This is a genomic window from Leptospira sanjuanensis (assembly GCF_022267375.1).
GTDB lineage: Bacteria > Spirochaetota > Leptospiria > Leptospirales > Leptospiraceae > Leptospira > Leptospira sanjuanensis.
Window position 1 is genome coordinate 1,374,642 of sequence record NZ_JAIZBH010000001.1, and the last position, 17,719, is coordinate 1,392,360.

At 45.9% G+C, this 17,719-nt stretch carries 14 protein-coding genes; 9 read left to right on the plus strand and 5 right to left on the minus strand.

What is annotated here, in order from left to right:
- Positions 1-3: 3 nt before the first annotated feature.
- The 6 genes from LFX17_RS06165 to LFX17_RS06190 all read left to right on the plus strand — a co-directional run bounded on the left by LFX17_RS06165 (position 4) and on the right by LFX17_RS06190 (position 8,571).
- Positions 4-1,737, plus strand: a complete 1,734-nt coding sequence (locus tag LFX17_RS06165; RefSeq protein WP_238745661.1) for a proline--tRNA ligase — start codon at positions 4-6, stop codon at positions 1,735-1,737.
- 2 nt (positions 1,738-1,739) lie between these two features.
- Entirely contained in the window at positions 1,740-2,942 is a 1,203-nt protein-coding gene (gene trpB / locus LFX17_RS06170; protein WP_238745663.1) for a tryptophan synthase subunit beta, read from the plus strand.
- A complete protein-coding gene (gene trpA, locus LFX17_RS06175) occupies positions 2,939-3,733 on the plus strand; it encodes a tryptophan synthase subunit alpha (protein ID WP_238745666.1) in 795 nt (264 codons plus the stop codon). The genes trpB and trpA overlap by 4 nt, the downstream gene beginning before the upstream one ends.
- 78 nt (positions 3,734-3,811) lie before the next feature.
- Positions 3,812-6,124 carry a CHASE2 domain-containing protein gene (locus LFX17_RS06180; RefSeq protein WP_238729469.1) on the plus strand — a complete coding sequence of 771 codons (2,313 nt, stop codon included), beginning with the start codon at positions 3,812-3,814 and terminating at the stop codon, positions 6,122-6,124.
- Between the two features lie 30 nt (positions 6,125-6,154).
- The gene (gene dxs / locus LFX17_RS06185) at positions 6,155-8,059 is read left to right on the plus strand and encodes a 1-deoxy-D-xylulose-5-phosphate synthase (protein WP_238729470.1); all 1,905 of its coding nucleotides are present in this window, start codon (positions 6,155-6,157) and stop codon (positions 8,057-8,059) included.
- A gap of 35 nt (positions 8,060-8,094) precedes the next feature.
- Positions 8,095-8,571 (plus strand): tetratricopeptide repeat protein, encoded by a 477-nt coding sequence (locus LFX17_RS06190; RefSeq protein WP_238729471.1) that lies wholly within the window; start codon positions 8,095-8,097, stop codon positions 8,569-8,571.
- A 572-nt stretch (positions 8,572-9,143) separates the two neighbouring features.
- Here the strand turns inward: LFX17_RS06190 and LFX17_RS06195 are convergent.
- Positions 9,144-9,683 (minus strand): hypothetical protein, encoded by a 540-nt coding sequence (locus LFX17_RS06195; RefSeq protein WP_238729472.1) that lies wholly within the window; start codon positions 9,681-9,683, stop codon positions 9,144-9,146.
- An 8-nt stretch (positions 9,684-9,691) separates the two neighbouring features.
- Complete coding sequence (locus LFX17_RS06200) at positions 9,692-10,159, minus strand: hypothetical protein (RefSeq protein ID WP_240009037.1); 468 nt, start codon at positions 10,157-10,159, stop codon at positions 9,692-9,694.
- 165 nt (positions 10,160-10,324) lie between these two features.
- On the opposite strand from LFX17_RS06200, the gene LFX17_RS06205 reads away from it, so the two are divergent.
- Entirely contained in the window at positions 10,325-11,011 is a 687-nt protein-coding gene (locus tag LFX17_RS06205) for a hypothetical protein (RefSeq protein ID WP_118955279.1), read from the plus strand.
- Positions 11,012-11,323: 312 nt separating this feature from the next.
- On the opposite strand, the gene LFX17_RS06210 is transcribed toward LFX17_RS06205, so the two are convergent.
- On the minus strand, positions 11,324-13,849 hold the full coding sequence (locus LFX17_RS06210) for a cyclic nucleotide-binding domain-containing protein (protein ID WP_238745673.1): 2,526 nt from the start codon (positions 13,847-13,849) through the stop codon (positions 11,324-11,326).
- 174 nt (positions 13,850-14,023) lie between these two features.
- Here LFX17_RS06210 and LFX17_RS06215 point away from each other — a divergent pair, with 174 nt between their 5' ends.
- Entirely contained in the window at positions 14,024-15,196 is a 1,173-nt protein-coding gene (locus LFX17_RS06215; protein ID WP_238745675.1) for a DUF1343 domain-containing protein, read from the plus strand.
- Positions 15,197-15,268: 72 nt separating this feature from the next.
- On the opposite strand, the gene tmpT is transcribed toward LFX17_RS06215, so the two are convergent.
- Positions 15,269-15,907 (minus strand): thiopurine S-methyltransferase, encoded by a 639-nt coding sequence (gene tmpT / locus LFX17_RS06220; protein ID WP_238745677.1) that lies wholly within the window; start codon positions 15,905-15,907, stop codon positions 15,269-15,271.
- A gap of 275 nt (positions 15,908-16,182) precedes the next feature.
- Here tmpT and LFX17_RS06225 point away from each other — a divergent pair, with 275 nt between their 5' ends.
- On the plus strand, positions 16,183-16,590 hold the full coding sequence (locus LFX17_RS06225; protein WP_238729476.1) for a hypothetical protein: 408 nt from the start codon (positions 16,183-16,185) through the stop codon (positions 16,588-16,590).
- A 522-nt stretch (positions 16,591-17,112) separates the two neighbouring features.
- Here LFX17_RS06225 and LFX17_RS06230 read toward each other — a convergent pair.
- Positions 17,113-17,718, minus strand: a complete 606-nt coding sequence (locus LFX17_RS06230; RefSeq protein ID WP_238729477.1) for a hypothetical protein — start codon at positions 17,716-17,718, stop codon at positions 17,113-17,115.
- Position 17,719: the final 1 nt, after the last annotated feature.

Consider the following 17,719-nt stretch of genomic DNA (forward strand, 5'->3'; position numbering starts at 1 on the left):
CGCATGAAAGCATCGAAATATATTCTACCCACAGAAAAAGAAAATCCTGCGGACGCGGTAGTCGCGTCCCATCGACTTATGATCCGCGCGGGACTCGCACGCAAGTCCTCCGCAGGTTTGTATTTTTATCTTCCTCTCGGATTAAAAATTCTTCAAAAGATCAAACAGATCGTACGCGAAGAAATGAACGCGACCGGGGCGCTCGAATTCGATCTTCCGATTTTGACTCCTTCGGAACTCTGGGAACAAAGCGGAAGATGGAATGCGATGGGAAAGGAGATGTTTCGCATCAAGGACAGACACGATCTTTCGTACGCGCTCGGACCCACACACGAAGAATCCTTCAGTTCTCTCGTTAAACCTTTATTGAAATCCTACAAGGATCTTCCGATCAACGTATATCAGATCCAAACCAAGTTCCGCGACGAGATTCGTCCTCGTTTCGGAGTGATTCGCTCGAGAGAATTCGTGATGAAGGACGCGTATTCGTTTCATATCGACGACGCTTCGCTCGACGAAACGTATCAGTCGATGCGGGTCGCTTACAGAAAAATTTTCGATCGCTGCGGACTCAAAACGATTCCGGTGCAAGCCGACTCGGGAAGTATGGGCGGTTCCGCGTCGGAAGAGTTTATGGTCGTATCTCCGATCGGAGAAGAAACTCTGCTGTTGTGCAATTCGTGCGGATACAGCTCGAACAGCGAAAAGACCCCGTTTATATTCAAAAAAGAGAATGTAGCTCCCGCGAAACTTACCGAAAAAAAAGAGATCGCTACTCCGGGCAAAAAAACGATCGCGGAAGTCAGCGCGCTTTTGGGAATCACGGAAGCCGAAACGATCAAAGCGGTCGCGCTTAAATCGGATAAGAAAAAGATTCTCGTATTTTTGCGCGGCGACTTGGAACTCAATCTTCATAAACTGCATTCTTTGCTGAGAATCGTGGATTCCGATTTGATGACCGATGCGGAAGTCCGCGAACTCGGATTCGTCCCCGGTTTTATCGCACCCGTAGCCCCCAACGATAAAGTGAAGGTGTTATACGATCGTTCTTTGCAGAAGGATTTTCCGTATGTGGTCGGTTCCAACAAAGAGGACTTTCACACGCAGGGTTTTATACTCGAAAAGGAAATCGCGGGGTTGCCCGAGTTCGCCGATGTCGCATTAGCAAGAGAAGGGGATCTTTGTCCGAACTGCGGAACTCCTCTCAAAGCCGAAAAAGGAATCGAAGTCGGACATATTTTTAAACTCGGTGAAAAATACACCAAAGCGTTCGGAATTCAAGTCCTCGATCAGAACGGAAAATCAAGAACTCTTACGATGGGTTGTTACGGAATCGGAGTCAACCGAACCATGGCGACCGTCATCGAACAGTGCAACGACGAAAAGGGAATTTTTTGGCCGATCAGCATCGCGCCGTTTGAAGTCGCGCTCGTGAGCATCACAAAGGGCGAGGAGCAATACGCAAAAGCGGAAGAATTTTATAATGTACTAAAAAACGAAAACATAGAAATTTTTTGGGACGACCGCGACGTGGGACCGGGCTTCAAACTCAAGGATTCCGAATTGATCGGATTTCCGATCCGAGTAACGATCGGTAAAAAATTCTTTGAAAACGGGGAAGTATCGATCTACAACCGCAAAGCGGACAAGGAAGAATCCTTTGCGTTTACCGGATTTGAGGATCTTGTCGCAAGGGTGGAAGCGCTTCGTCAGGAACTCTTCGCGGAATTGGAGTAGTTATGGGAAAAGAACATCATTCCCCAAAAGAGGGTTATTTCGGAGAATTCGGCGGACGTTATTCTCCCGAAATTCTGCACGACGCTCTCGTGGAACTCGAGTCTACGTATAAAAAACTGAAGAAGAACAAACACTTCAAAAAAGAGCTCGAATATTACCGTAAAAATTATATCGGACGGCCTTCTCCGCTTACGCACGCGGAACGTCTTTCCAAGGCTTGGGGTGGAGCGAGAATCTGGCTCAAACGGGAAGACCTAAACCATACCGGAGCGCATAAGATCAACAATACGATCGGTCAGGTGCTGATCGCAAAGGCGATGGGTAAAACTAGAATCATCGCGGAAACCGGAGCGGGACAACACGGGGTTGCGACCGCAACCGTGGGCGCGATGTTCCAAATGGAAACCGTCGTGTATATGGGGGACGAGGATCTTCGTCGTCAGGAACTCAACGCGATCCGTATGAGAATGATGGGAGCGAAAGTGGTCGGCGTTTCCAGCGGAACCGCAACTCTCAAGGATGCGACGAGCGAAGCGATGCGCGACTGGGCATTAAATGTTTCTAATACACATTATATCGTGGGTTCCTCGATCGGACCGCACCCGTTTCCTACGATCGTAAGAGACTTTCAATCCGTGATCGGAATCGAATCGAGAAAACAATTCAAAAAAGTAAACGGAAAACTTCCGAACGCCGTCGTAGCCTGTGTGGGCGGAGGATCCAACGCGATCGGAATGTTTTACGGATTCATCAAAGATAAAAAAGTAAAACTCTACGGGGTGGAAGCGGGCGGTTATTCTACAAAACCCGGAGAAAATTCGGCGACGATCCAATTCGGAAAAACCGGATTTTTACACGGAACCAAAACTCTCGTGATCCAAGACGAGTTCGGACAAATCGTTCCCGCACATTCGGTTTCGGCGGGACTCGATTATCCGGGAGTCGGACCAGAACACGCGCACTTTCATAAAAGCGGAAGAGTGACTTATGCAAACGTGGACGACGAAGGCGCGTTAGACGCGTTTTTAGAAGTGTGCCGCATCGAAGGAATCATTCCCGCGTTGGAAACCGCGCATGCGTTCCGTTATGCGAAAGACCTCGCTAAAACGATGGGAAAAAAAGAAGACATTCTCATTTGTCTTTCCGGAAGAGGGGACAAGGACGTCGCCGAGGTCGCAAGACTTCGCAAAGGAGAATTTGTTTGAGCACGATCTCTTCCGTATTTTCAAAAGACAAAAGCGTTTTTATTCCTTACATTTCTCTTGGCGATCCGGATTATGAATCCTGCGTCGCTTGGGCGGACGCGCTCATTCGCGGAGGCGCGGGGATTTTGGAACTCGGAATTCCGTTTACCGATCCGACCGCGGACGGTCCCGTGATTCAGAAGGCGTTCAAACGCGCACTTGCACATCCGTTCTCGATGAAAAAAATTCTCGAGATCACAGCGGAGATTCACAAACTTCATCCGCAAACTCCTCTTGTTTATCTAACGTATTTCAATCCGTTGTATGCGATGGGTTTGGAAACCTTCGCGGAGATCGCAAAGAACTCCGGCATTCAAGGACTGATCATTCCCGATCTTCCGTATGATAACCCGGAAGCGGAAGAATTCTTCACCCAACTCGAAAAAAGGAAAATCGATTTCATCCATCTCGTAACGCCTGCGACGACCGAGGAACGAATCAAATCGATGAAGTCTCTCGCGTCCGGCTTTATCTACTACGTGACTTCGTACGGTGTAACGGGCGAACGAAGTTCGATCGCAAACGGACTTCAGGAAAGAATCAAACTCGTAAAAAAGTTGGTTTCCCTTCCGGTTTGCGCGGGATTCGGAATTTCCACGGCGGTTCAGTCGAAAGAAATTTCCGAGTACGCGGACGGAGTCATCATCGGTTCCGCGGTGCAGCGAATCATCGAAGAGAACGGATCGAATCGGGACGTCTGCGTTCAGAAATTATTTTCCTACGCGTCCGAGATCCGTTCTTCGATGAGATAATTTTCCTAAGAACCCGGAAAATATTGACGAAACTCCGACGGATTGGATACTGTTCCCCGATCTCTGTCGGAGGAACGCATGAGCGAAACGAAATTTAAAATCACTCCCATCCATATCATATCCCTTGTTCTGGGAGCCTTGGGGATCGTTCTCATTTCTTTTACGGCTTTTTTTCCGAACTTCTCCCTCAATACGGAATTCTTGTTGGGAGGATTCGCTCTTCTTTTGATCAGTTCGTATCCGATCTACAAGTTCATCGAAGCCAATTCCTCCGATAAACAAAGGTCGGGAAGCGTCTGGCTCGCGACCGTCGTATCTCTCACCATGTTCTTCCTCTATCAAATATTCACTCCTCTTTCCGATTTGGAAGAATCCTCCGTATCCTGGAGATTTACTCTGCTTCGCGCGGGAGTCAACAAGAGCGAAAAAGAATCCGAAGAAGGAACGATCGAATACACTCGTTACAATCCTCCACCCGGTGCAAGACAAGACATTCAGATCATCGGGATCACCACCACTTCTTTGGAAAAACTTCAGGGAAGATGGCCTCTTCCTTGGAAATATTACGCAAACATAATAGACATTTTTAAGAACACTTCCAATCATCTGATGTTCGATATTTTCTTCGTCGACTACAAACCGGGACAAACGGAAGAGATGGCCGAAGCTCTCGCGAAAAATCCGCAGGTCATGTTTGACTACCCGATGGAAACGAGTTTGGAATCGAAAAGTTCGATTCTTAATTTGGAAAAGCGGATCGAAGTTCTTCGAAAATTCAAATTGGAAAACGTGGAAGATCCGGGCGACGCGGGAAGATCCTGGTTGAAATTTCCTCAGCCTCCGATCGAACCCGTTGCGGAAAAAGCGTCCGGATTAGGATTTGCGAATATTAAAAAAGACGAAAGCGGCCTCAACCGCCGTATGCCTCTCGTCGCAAAACTTTTGAACGCGGGTCCGCTTCGAGAAACGGAATACTATCCTTCCATCGATTTGATCATCGCTTGTAATTATCTCGGCGTGGACGTGAAACGTGACGTTCACGTGGTGATGGGAAAATACGTAAAGATCAAGAATATCCCGCAAAAAACTCTGACCAGCTTCAACCGAAAGACCCTGAAGATGGAAACGAAAGACATCATGAATCGTCCGAACGATACGCGCGAGATTACGATTCCGATCGACGAAGACGGGCAGATGCAGATCAACTTTCCGGGCGGACTCTATTCTTTCCGTGCGCATGAAATCTTCGAAGCGGCGACGGAATGGAACGAGGAGACGGCGTCTCAGTTTCAGAATACGATCTTTCTCGTAGCGATGTATTATGCGACCGGAGCCGGGGCCGCAAAAGATACGCACTTATCTCCGTTCGGCGATATGTCCGGGATCGAACATCACGCCGCGGCGATCAACACGATCTTAAACCAAGACTTCCTTTTCGAACTTCCTCTTTGGGGAGAATATCTGATTCTCATGATCGTGGGAATTCTCGTGGGAGTGATCCAGCCAAGATTGAAAACATGGCTTGCGTTCATCTTCTTTTTATCGATGGCTTTTCTGTTCTCCGTAGTGACGCTTGTCAACTTCTCGGAGCTGAACCTTGTGCATCTTTATCCAACCGTGATTCTCGAACAGCTATTCATTTTCATCGGGTTGATCGGATTTAAAATCTTAACGGAAGAAGAGAACGTAAAATATATCCGAAGCACGTTCTCCAAATTCGTATCCAAAGACGTCGTGGACGAACTTTTGAAAAATCCCGACAACTTGAACCTCGGTGGATCGAAACGGGATATTACGATTTTCTTCTCGGATATCCGCGGTTTTACGACCATGTCCGAAAAAATGGGACCGGAAGAGTTGGTTCAATTCTTGAACCAATACCTTTCCGAAATGACCGAGATCATCATTGAATTTAAGGGAACGATTGATAAATACATGGGGGATGCGATCATGGCATTCTGGGGGGCGCCCGTGCCTCTGGAAGACCACGCTTACTACGGATGTGCGGCCGGACTCGCTCAAATGAGACGACTCGCAACTCTAAAGGAAGAATGGAAGAGCTTGGATCTCCCCCAAATGGATATAGGAATCGGACTCAACTCCGGACCCGCCGTCGTAGGAAACATGGGGAGTTCCCACAGGATGGATTACACCTGTATGGGAGATACGATCAACCTCGGTTCACGATTGGAAGGAACGAATAAAGAATACGGAACCCATATCATTATCTCCGAGTACACCTACGAAAAGGTAAAGGACAGGGTCGTCGCAAGAGAACTGGACTTGATTAAAGTGAAGGGAAAAACTCAACCCGTTCGCATTTACGAATTATTGGATTTAGTGAACGAGGATGACCTCAAACTATTAAGAAAACCTTTGCAGGCGAACTAAAGACTTATAAAATTAGATTAGAAAGTTTTCATGCAACAGGAACCAACTCTGCTGGATAGAATCAACTATCCGGCCGATCTCAGAAACATACCTTTGGAAAAACTTCCCGAGGTATGCAAAGAGGTTCGAAATTACATCATCGACACTCTTTCGGGAGTGGGCGGCCATTTTGCGAGCAATCTGGGAGTCGTAGAACTCACGGTCGCACTTCACTATGTTTTCGACACCCCGAAGGATCGACTGGTTTGGGACGTCGGCCATCAAACGTATCCGCATAAAATTCTCACCGGAAGAAAGGACAAACTCAACACGGTTCGTAAATTCAACGGACTTTCCGGATTCCCGAAACGGGAAGAATCTCCGTACGATCTCTACAACACCGGTCACGCGGGGACTTCGATCTCGCAGGCGCTCGGAGAAGCTGCGGCGCGCGATCTTACCAAACAAGACTACAACGTAGTCGCCATCATAGGGGACGCGTCCATCGCGACCGGAATGGCTCTGGAAGCGATGAATCACGCGGGCCATTTGAAGAAGGACATGATCGTGATTTTGAACGATAACTTCATGTCCATCTCCAAGAACGTGGGATCGATTTCGAATTATCTCAACAACATCATTACATCCCATTTTTACAATCACTGGAAGCGGATCTTTTATACGTTTCTAAAGTGGCTGCCGATCATCGGACCCGCGACTGAAAGATTTTTCAAAAAAGTGGAAAAGGGCTTTAAGGACGTTATGACTCCGGGCGGTCTTTTCGAAGACTTAGGGTTCGGATATATCGGACCGGAGGACGGGCACGACGTGATTCGTCTCGTCAAGATGCTCGAAAAAGTGAAGAAGATGAAAGGGCCGATCCTTCTTCATTTGATTACGCAAAAAGGAAAGGGATACGATCCCGCGGAAAGAGATCCGATCAAATATCACGGGGTTACGCCGTTTCGCAAAGAAGACGGGGCGATGGACAGCGGGGATTCTTCCAAAATCGCCTATAGTAAGATCGTAGGAAAGATGTTGTCCATTCTTACCGAAAAAAATCCGAAGATCGCCGCGGTAACACCCGCGATGATCGAAGGAAGCGGACTGAAAGAATACGCCGAAAAATTTCCGGAACATCTTTTCGACGTGGGAATCGCGGAACAACATTCGGTCGCGTTTGCGGGCGCAATGACGAACGGAAATATCGTTCCATATATGTGTATTTATTCCACGTTCTTAACGAGAGGAATGGACCAACTCGTGGAAGACGTTTCTCTGATGAATCTTCCGGTTCGATTCGTGATTGACCGTGCAGGATGCGTGGGACCGGACGGAGAGACGCACCAAGGACTTTTCGATCTCAGTTATCTTTTGGGACTTCCGAACATGGATGTGTTCGTTCCGTCGAACGGTCAGGACATGATCGATTCTTTGCGATGGATGGAGACGTACGATAAGGCTCCGATCGCGATTCGATTTCCGAAGGCGAGCGTCGACATCAAAACTCTCGATTTTTACAAAGAATCTCCGATCAAGCCCGGTGCGTTCCGTGTTCTCAAAAAAGGAAGAGATATCGCGCTTTTATCGATCGGTTCCATGATTGACGAAGCGAAGAAGGCCGCCGAAATTCTCGAGTCTTCCGGTTTCGGAGTCACTCTGATCGATCTCATTTGGCTGAGACCTCTCGACGTCGAAGCGTTGAATCAAGAATTGGCGAACGTCAGACATTTCGCGATTCTCGACGAAAGTTATGTCGACGCGGGAGCTTCCGGTTATCTTCTCAATCGAATCGCGCCGGAAAATCTTTCGAAATACATCAAGACGTTCGGATTTCCGCCGGAGCCGATTCATCACGGAGAAAGAAAGGAAATTTTCCATGCGTACAAATTGGACGCGCCTCAGGTCGCCGAACACGTCGCAGAGGCTTTGAAAAAAAACTTAATCAAGCCTTGAAGGTTCCAAACCGAAAATCAAAGTAAAAACGGGTTATGGAATTGGAAAACTTTACTCCTTCGGATTTTCTAGAAGCGGCAAAATACTTTTACAAAACGGGCGACTCTGACAGAGCCGAATATCTATTCAAACTTTCGCTGGAAAACGAAGAAAACCACGAGGCCTATTTCTTTTTAGGGCTTATGGAGAATCAGAAAGGAAACCCGGAAAAAGGACTGCTGCAGTTCTACAAATCCGTGGAAGTGAATCCGAACTACGGAAACCCCTGCAACGAAATAGGAATCATTCTTTTAAGAGCCGGAAAGGAAACCGAAGCAGTGTATTGGCTGAAAAAATCATTACGTTGCGAGCTCAACGACGCGCCGCATATTTCCCTCTACAATCTTGCCACATTGTATAAGATTTGGAATCGTCCGGAAAGATCGCTTCAATATCTGCACCGCGCGATTTTGATCAAGCCCGACTTCGAGGAAGCCAGAAAACTCAAAGAGGAATTAGGTTCGGCGATTTAGAACGCGCCCCATAGGAAGCGTTCTGCTGAGTTAACGCGCCCCATAGGAAGCGTTCTGCTGAGTTAACGCGCCCCATAGGAAGCGTTCTGCTGAGTTAACGCGCCCCATAGGAAGCGTTCTGCTGAGTTAACGCGCCCCGTAGGAAGCGTTCTGCTGAGTTAACGCGCCCCGTAGGAAGCGTTCTGCTGAGTTAACGCGCCCCATAGGAAGCGTTCTGCTGAGTTAACGCGCCCCATAGGAAGCGTTCTGCTGAGTTAACGCGCCCGGAAGAACGACCTGTTGGGAGTGAGATATTCTTGTTTAGAAGTTCCGACAATCCTCCGTGATTAAAGGCGGCCCCGCCCAAAATTTGGGTGGTGGGGTGACGAACGATCCTTAGGTAGCAATGCGTTGAGTTTTGAGGGGGCGGGAAATCTCGGCAAATTTTCCTCTATCAGAAAAATCGCTTATATACAAGAAGAATTTTTCACTCGCATTTTTGTTGGAACTCCTCAAAAATGCGGGAACTACCGCGCAATTTTTGGTCCAACCTGTTTATCGAATCAAAACCCAAATCTATTTCCTTGAACATCTCAGTCGTTTTGAGACGAAGCCGACCGGAATTCCGGAGGTAACGGAACTTTCGGAGATTCTCCCGTTTCGGGAATTGCGGTTCTTTCCCCGCGAAAGCAAATCACGGTTCCGTCTTTTGTTTCCTCCAAAAAAGGACTGAGATCCGAAAGACAGTTTCGATCCGGCCGGAATTTTAGCTTTTTATGATGCGGCGTTTTCGCAAAAAGACATCCATCCTTGTCCAAGGCAAAATACAATTCCTTCAAAGTATAAGCGGCTTCGGACTCGGAAAGGAAGACTAACGTGTCTTCCGATTCTCTGCAAGCGACCAAATGGATCGGATATCCTTCCAAGTCGAGATAACCGTTCTCCGCGAATTCTCCGAAACGATTGTCGATGAAGATTCCCAGTTCGTCTTCGCGAAGATTTTGACGAAAGTAAGTAAGCACCTCTTTTTGATCGATGCGGTTTCCGCGGAAAATCCAGCGATCCTCGGAATCGACAAAAATTTCGCTGTTGAATTTTCGAGGAGAAGGGGAATGAGGACTTTGCGGTTCCATAAAATTCTTCACCTAAAATTATCCTTATAACGATACGCCACGCCTTCGATCACACCCATCTCGTTGTTGACGTAACCGATGGCGACCGTATTCCCGTCTCCGTTCCCCGATTGAACGAGGGTCGGCGGAACGTTCACGATTCCTCTGCCGGTGAAGATTACTCCGTCCATATGATTTGCGTATAATTCTTTTTTCAGCTCGGTGACCAAGTATTCCGGCACCCTTCCGTTCGCAAAGGAGCGAATGATAATTTTACCGTACGTGCGGTAAGGCTTCGGAGGGGAAGAATTTCGGATTTCGATTTCGTTCCAGGAGCTTTTATGAGAAAAACCGAATTCTTCTCGTAAAACCGTTTCCGGGATAAATTCTACGGACTCGCAAGAAAAAAGAGTGGAAAGTAGAATCAGTACCGAAAGAATCTTCGCAATCCGTAAAAAGAAGCGAAATCGGGAAGAATTTTCCGTTTCCGGACGCATGATTCCATTCAGAAAAACTGGAAATAAGGCGCAAGTGTTTTAATCTTGTTTCTCGTTTATCGAGAAGTGAGTTGTTCAAAATAAATTTAATGTTATGATAAAGCGGGATAAGGGAATCCAGTTCGAATTCGAGTCATTCGAGTCGCACCGTCCTTAATACTTTAAATGGAAGATACAGAGTTAGAGAAAAGGTCGAGGGAAAACGTATTAAAAATCGGTTATTGTTCTCTGGACGAAATCGAGGAAAAGGTCAAAGCGTTTCGAGTCATGAACCAGAACGCGGCCAAAAAAAGATACATCATCACGAGAGAGCCGATTCTGGATTCCGGTGGAAGAACGATTCTCGCGAAAGCCGCCGAGATCGACATCTCCGCCGCGAAACTTTTGAGAAGACAATTCAAAGGTTCTCAGATGTTCAAAACCTTTCAGCCCGACGAAGGGATTGTCATTATTTCCGATATGACTTCCGCCGAAGGCGTTTCCTTTACGATGGATATCGTGACTCAGATCATGAACCTCGGGGGTGGAGCCTACGAAGGATTTATCGATCGTGTGGACAGTTTTGCGGAGTTCATCAATCTTTTGAAAAAGTCCTTATTTCCGAAACTCATCATCATCGGTTATATTCCGCAAAGTCAGGTTCAATCCGAGCTGTTGAATTTCGTCCGAGTAAAACGGGTCGATAATTATCTGCGCGCGATCGAACTTTCACACAGTCTTTTCAAACCGAATCCGTATTTTCCGAAAATCAAACAGGTCGAAATCTCCCAGCACGATCCGAAGAGCTGGGGACGTTTTGTCGTGGAGATTATCCGGGAGTATACGCGTCCGTATCTTCTGGAAGAAATCTAAGTTTCGCGTTTTTTCCGTTCTATCGGAGAATGTGGGAACTCATACGTTTTTTGTGAATACGATGGAACTTCCTCCGGGCGAATGTGGGAACTCATACGTTTTTCGTGAATACGATGGAACTTTTCCGGGAGAATGTGGGAACTCATACATTTTTCGTGAATAGGATGGAACTTCCTCCGGGCGAAGTGTGGGAACTCATACGTTTTTCGTGAATACGATGGAACTTCCTCTAAGAACCAATTCTAACGACAAACAATCGTAAGAAAAAAAAGATTGAGACCCTTCTAAAAAGGAATCGAACGGTCTTCTTCTTTAAACTTTGAAGAATTCTAAATTATCCCGTAGCGGATCGGGCAGACTTCCCAATGCGTTCATATACTTCTTGTATCGGTTTTCCAATTCCGTATATTTACGATTTCTAATATTGATGAAGCGGTTGTGAATCTCCGAGAACGCAGGAGTTTTAGCGACCTTGTCCCGAATCGCTTTACTGAACGGGATATGTCTGTAAAAAATTCCTCGAACGACCTTATTGAGACGTTGAACCCCGTCGGATTCGTATTTCATCCAGAGCTGATAGTCGTTCGCAAAAATATCGCGGTCGTTTCTAAAACGTTTGAAGTCGGATGCGAGCTTTTCCTTAATCTCGATCGAAAGATCCTTGTTCTTTTTAAAAAACTGAATGTAGTCCGTGTAATCCGCGGTAATCGAAGGATTTCCGACGTTGTTCCATTCCGCTCCGAGAATCGACTTCGTAAGCTCCCAGCGGAACGCGGCGAGCGCATCCGCCACCATCGTTTTCAAATCGCCTTGCGCGAAGATCGGAAGAACGATTCTTCCGGGACTTTCTTTGGAACCGGCTCCTCTGTGAATCGAAAGATCCTGCCACATCATCACTTTGGTTCCGATGGAGGGAACGAGAATAAAATCAGGAATCACCGATTTCTGAATGAATTCTTTCGTAATTCCCAACTCATTGTTATTGTAGATTACTTCTCGGTGGAAAATGGAATAGTCAACTGCCAGAAGTTCGTGAACTACGTCTTCGAGAATCTTCTTGGAAACGTACGATTTATCAATCGCCATTTGACTGTGAAACTTGGTTAAAATAGGGAAGTGAGTCGCGGGACTACCCGAAGTGAGTCTAACGTTGGCCTCGTAAAGGGAGGCGAATTCGAATTTGAGTCTTGTGTCCGGGTTGTCGAGTTCCGGCGGTATATCCGATTCTTTTTTGATGTTGATGGTTCTGTTTTCCATCTTCACCTTTTCGAAAAAATTCTGCCCCATCTCGTCGAGAGAAGTCGGGATCTCCCGTTTATAAATTCTTTCCAGCCATTCCGTTCCCAGCCAAACCGGAATATCCGAAGCGGGAGTCATCGGATCCTTATGCGTGTACATAAAGGCGATTTGAGAATCGTCCACCATCGTCTCGTCGAAATATCCGTATTTCAACATCAGGTCGACCGGCTTCGGAACGTTTCGGTTCGAATTCATGTACTTCGTAAAACATTCCTGATACATATCCCAGTAATGTCTTCCGAGTGTTCTTCGAATCTTTCTGTTGTCCCCTTCTGGATCCAGAGGATTCTTTAAGCTCTTGACCTTGACCATCAAGGCGGAGAATTCCTTTACCTTTTCCGCTTCCAGACCGGAGAATTGAATGATAACCGAAGCGGAGTTGTCGAGTTCCTTGCGGATCGCATTCACGTCCACGCCCGCCGTAATTGCGGAGGCGACCGGTGCTTGGGTTTTCGGAGTCGTTTCCTCCAGTTTTTTTGCAAGCGCTCCCGCTTTGGATTGAAACGCTTGTGCGTTCGGAGAAAGACCTGTAACAGGAACTCCGAATAGGGCTTGATGACCGTTCTTATATTTTTCGATCTTGCCTGCAACGGCGCCTAACACGGGTACTACGAATTCCGCCGGAGCGGTTCCGTAACCGGAAGAAGTAATGTCGAGAATCAGATAAAATTTCTCAACGAGACTTTGTTCGCCTACAAAGAACAGGCGAAACGCCTCGTCCAAATCGGAAAGACATGATTTGAGAATCCCGGAAATCTGCTCCAATACGTTTGCAAGTTTCGAACAAACATAGGCGAGCATCGTTGGGTCCGCCGTAAAAAGAGCGTTCAAAATTTTCGGGTCTTGCATGACGAGCTTTCGGATGAAGTTGAATTCTCCGTCTTGGAAATCGATCTCTTCGGGATACAATCTCGTGAGTTGGGATTCGTGTTCTTCTTCCAAAAACTGAGGACTCGGTCTGTCCGGTAAAAGACCGCCGTTGTCAAAAAATAATTTCAAATTCTCCCGACAAAGACGCATCACCGGATCCACGACATCCGCGGAAACTTCGGGGATCGGAGCGCCCGGTTTGATGTCCGGAAACACGTTCGGATTGAATTGATAATAAAGAATCGAAAGGTTATCGTTCACCTTTTCGATTTCGGAAGTGATCTTGCGGATCTGATTGGATTTTTTGAAAAGTTCCGTGATTTCGCGAAGAAGAGTCCGCGCGACCATGAGCCCCAACGAGACTCGGGAACCAACGCTCTTGCCGATCGTGTCGCGGTTCATCGCGTATGTGGAAATGACGCAGGCATCTTCGGCTTGAAGATGAAACGGGTATCGACCGCTCGTAAAAAGAGCCATCGATCCAGGAGTTAAATTAGCTCCGCTCAGTTTAAAAAGTTCGAGTTTTCTTCCCCCGGGAACTTCGGTCAGATAACGAACCGTTCCACTGTGAAGCACGTTGAGAGTATTTGCGGGAGAACCTTCGGGAAACAGTAAGGTTCCTGCGGGAGCTTGGGCTTGTTGTTGTGGAACTGAGGGATCAAATGCCATAATTAGATTATCGAGGGTTAAATGAAAAAGAAACTATTTCTTATCCTTGGAGAAAACACTTTTTTTCGAACCGAATCAAAAAACCGACCTCTGAAAATCTACGAAGTTCGTATAAACGCAAACGGGAGAATTCTCCCGGGGAATCGGATCTTTTTTCGTTGCACTTGACTCCGTATGCCTTCCGAAAACCATACGGGAAGAATGAATCATAAAATCGAAAAACTGCTCCGCGTTTCCAGGATCGGAATGGTTACGAATCAAAGCGCCTTCGGACCGAAGGGGGAATATCATTTTCAAACCCTACGTAAGAGATATGATTTAAAGAAAATATTTCTTCCCGAGCACGGATTGTTTGCCGAACTTCAGGATCAGGTTTCCGGATCGAATTTGAAATACGCCCTGGACGGAGTGGAATTCATCAATCTTTACGGGGATCATGAATCGAGTCTCGTGCCCGATTCCGTTTCGCTCGAAGGTTTGGATTTGATCGTAATCGATATCCGGGACGTGGGTGCGCGTTATTATACCTTTCTGACCACTGCGTATTATTTTTTGGAAGAGATCGCGAAATGGAATTCTTCCGGAAAACAGGAAATTTCAGTCGTCGTTTTCGATTCGCCCAACCCCGCGGGAGAAAGAGTAGAAGGTTCTCCTTTGGAAAAAGAATTCGAATCCTTCGTCGGAGTCAGAACGGTATTGCATCGTCACGGATTAACGCCGGGAGAACTACTTTCGTATTATCAAAAAGAATTTTCCTTAAATGTGAAACTCAAAGTCGCAAAGAAAGGCTGGTACGCAAAAGAAGATTCCGAATTTCTTTGGATTCCCCCGTCTCCGAATATTCCGTTTCGTTCGACTTGTTACGTTTATGCGGGTCAATGTCTTTTGGAAGGAACCAATCTTTCCGAAGGAAGAGGGACCACGAGGCCGTTTGAAACGTTCGGAGCGCCTTACATCAACGAACAAAACGATAGAATCCGCAAAGCTCTGGAAGGATCACAAAATGAAAGTTGCACCTTGCGTCCGTTGAAATTCATACCGACTTTTCACAAACACAAGGATGAAGTCTGCGGCGGATTTCAGATCTTGTTGAAGAAGCCCGAAAAATTTCACAGCCTTTTCTTTTCTCTTAAGTTGATCCGCATGTTGAGGGAAGAATATCCGAACGACTTCGCATACAGAGAGGGAGCGTACGAATTTCGATCCGATCGACCCGCGATCGAATTGCTCGTCGGCGATCGCTTTTTGTTGGATTACCTTTCGGGAAAAGATTCGGATTCCGTTGTATTCGAATATTTGAGAGAACAGGAACGGGGTTGGAAACGGAAGTGTAAGGGAGTTTTGTAAGATTCTTAGCGAAAGATGAATGTATCTTATCGAAGAAAAGAGAGGATTCCCCGATTCGACGCCGACCAACAGTCATCGAGTTTGCAGTAACCAAACGTTTTCGATCGCCTGACATTTTCCTTTCAATCCTCCGATCACTTCTTTGCTTACGATCAGATTTAGATCATATTTTTCATTATAGTGTCGATTGACTTCCTCGTTGCTGATGGAAAACGGCGGTCCCTCCATCGAGTTCTGATCATACTCGTAACAAATCAACAGTTGAGGAGCAGAGTCGGTCAGGTCGAGTATATGATTTGTATAGCGATTTCGCATCTCTTCCGGCAAGGCAACGAGGGCCGCTCTATCATAGATGGCTTGTACTGAACCGAGCCATTCCTTCGATAAGAGAAAAATGTCGCCTACAAAGATGTCGATATTGTCTGCACTATAATGTTCCAGGGCGCCCATCTTTGTTATTTTCGGTATCAATCCAAGTTGGGAAAACAATTGATCGATAGCGATTTTGCTCAGTTCAATCCCCGCCACTCGATATCCTTTGGATAGAAGCCAGGAAATATCCAAGGTTTTACCGCATAAAGGCACGAATATGCGTGCGCCTTCGGGTAGAGAAAGCTTTTCAAAATGTTCAACTAACAACGGGTTCGCTTCTTTTTCGTGAAATGCGATCTCATTTTTTCCCCAACGTTGGTGCCAGAAATTTGCTTCCATAAAAACCTCTCTAGATTGATTTACTCGCGTTTTTGATTTTCATTCTTCGAGACACACTGCCTGCAAACGAGTCATTCTGAATATTGAAGGATTCCTAAAGAATGAATTACGGAATCGTGTTCATTTTGCAGAAAGACTTATTCGCAAAAGATTGAGAATCGCCGTGAAATCGAAACTAAGATGTCGATTCGTGCTTGTTATGACAACTCGATAAATTATTATTTTGAAATTCGAATTGCTCCTCGGATCGGTAATCCTGAAATTGTAAGACAATCATGAACGTAAAAAATCATTCTTTATCTTTTAGCCGATCGATTCTTATGATCGATAGCGGCGCCGCATTGATTGCCGGTCTTGTTCTTCTTTTTATTCCGATTCCATTTGCGACTTGGTATTCGCTTACAGATGAAGTTTTTCTTTTTACCGGGATCGTCAATCTTGTATATGGATTCTATTCGGGAACCTTGGTTTTAATGCTTGTCTTAAGGATTCCCTTTAAGAAATTCTTAATCGATCTTTTGATAACAGCCAATTTTTCATGGGCAATGGTCTGCATTGGAATCATCGTTTGGAATTGGTCCGTTATCAATGGATTCGGAATCGCCCATATGGGATTTGAAGGTTGTTTTGTCGTCCTCTTAGCGATGTTTGAATTTTATTTTGTACGTCCATTGGCGATTTGATGGAATGACTACCGCATTTCTTAAGCTGCAAATCCGGATTGAAGATCGTTTTGAATTTTGGGAGAAGTATTGATTTTGCTCCGAGTTCTTTGATGTTTCGATTCGGGCTTTCATACTTTTCATCTATATTCCGATACATTCCGGAATGATGTATGTGTTGAAATTCGCGATTCTGCAATCGACTTTGAGATTTTTATACAACTCTCGTATAAACGTCTAATGCCGTTTAAACTTTAAAAGAATCGGTCTATTTGTAGGAAAGACGATTCAAAAACGCGATAACACTCGTAAAGTAATACCCTGATTTATACGAATGTCGCCTAAATCAGAGATAATTCTTTCAACCAAGGCAGATCTTTACTCATCTAAAAATATACGACAGTCGCCTAAATCAGAGATAATTCTTTCAACCAAGACGGATCTTTACTCATCTAAAAATATACGAATGTCGCCTAAACGCCGCGAGGAACGACAACTTGCACATCGGAAAAAAACACTTTCAAAAAGCGGAAGGTAGCGTTCTTATAAATTCTCGATCGAGAGAATCTGTTTGTCTTCCTTATGAGAAACGGTCACTTCCAGTTTTAATCCGCTTTTGCCTCCGGTCCTTCTGAAAATTCTTTCCCAAAAATTTTCGGAGGATTTGATTTTACAATCAGGGGGAAGAGAGTCGATCGTAACGTCGCTCGCTCGAAATCGTGCAAACTCGATTTTACCCGGATGAATTGTTCTTTCCGGAACTTCCCAGATTGCGTCGATGCAATTCAATCCTTCTTTACCGCTTAAGAAAATCGTAAACTTCCATGTCGGATCTGGAAAACGGATTTCCGTCTCGGTCTCATTCTTCATAAAAAGAAAGAAGGTAGGAAAGCCGTCCTTGCCGTCGCGGCTTGATTTTATATACAAAGTCGAAGCTTCCATTCTAACTTTAGATGAGGAAGATTGAATCGTAAACGCGCTCGGGTTCATCGTTCTCGCGACCATTCCGATCACCAAAACGACCAAAACCAAATTCAAGATAAAGATTAAACGAACTCTGGAAAATCTTCCCCCGCCGGATTGTTTTCTGCTTTCTTCCAAGAATTTTCTGAATTCTTCCGGAGAACGTGAATGATACCCACCGCCCATG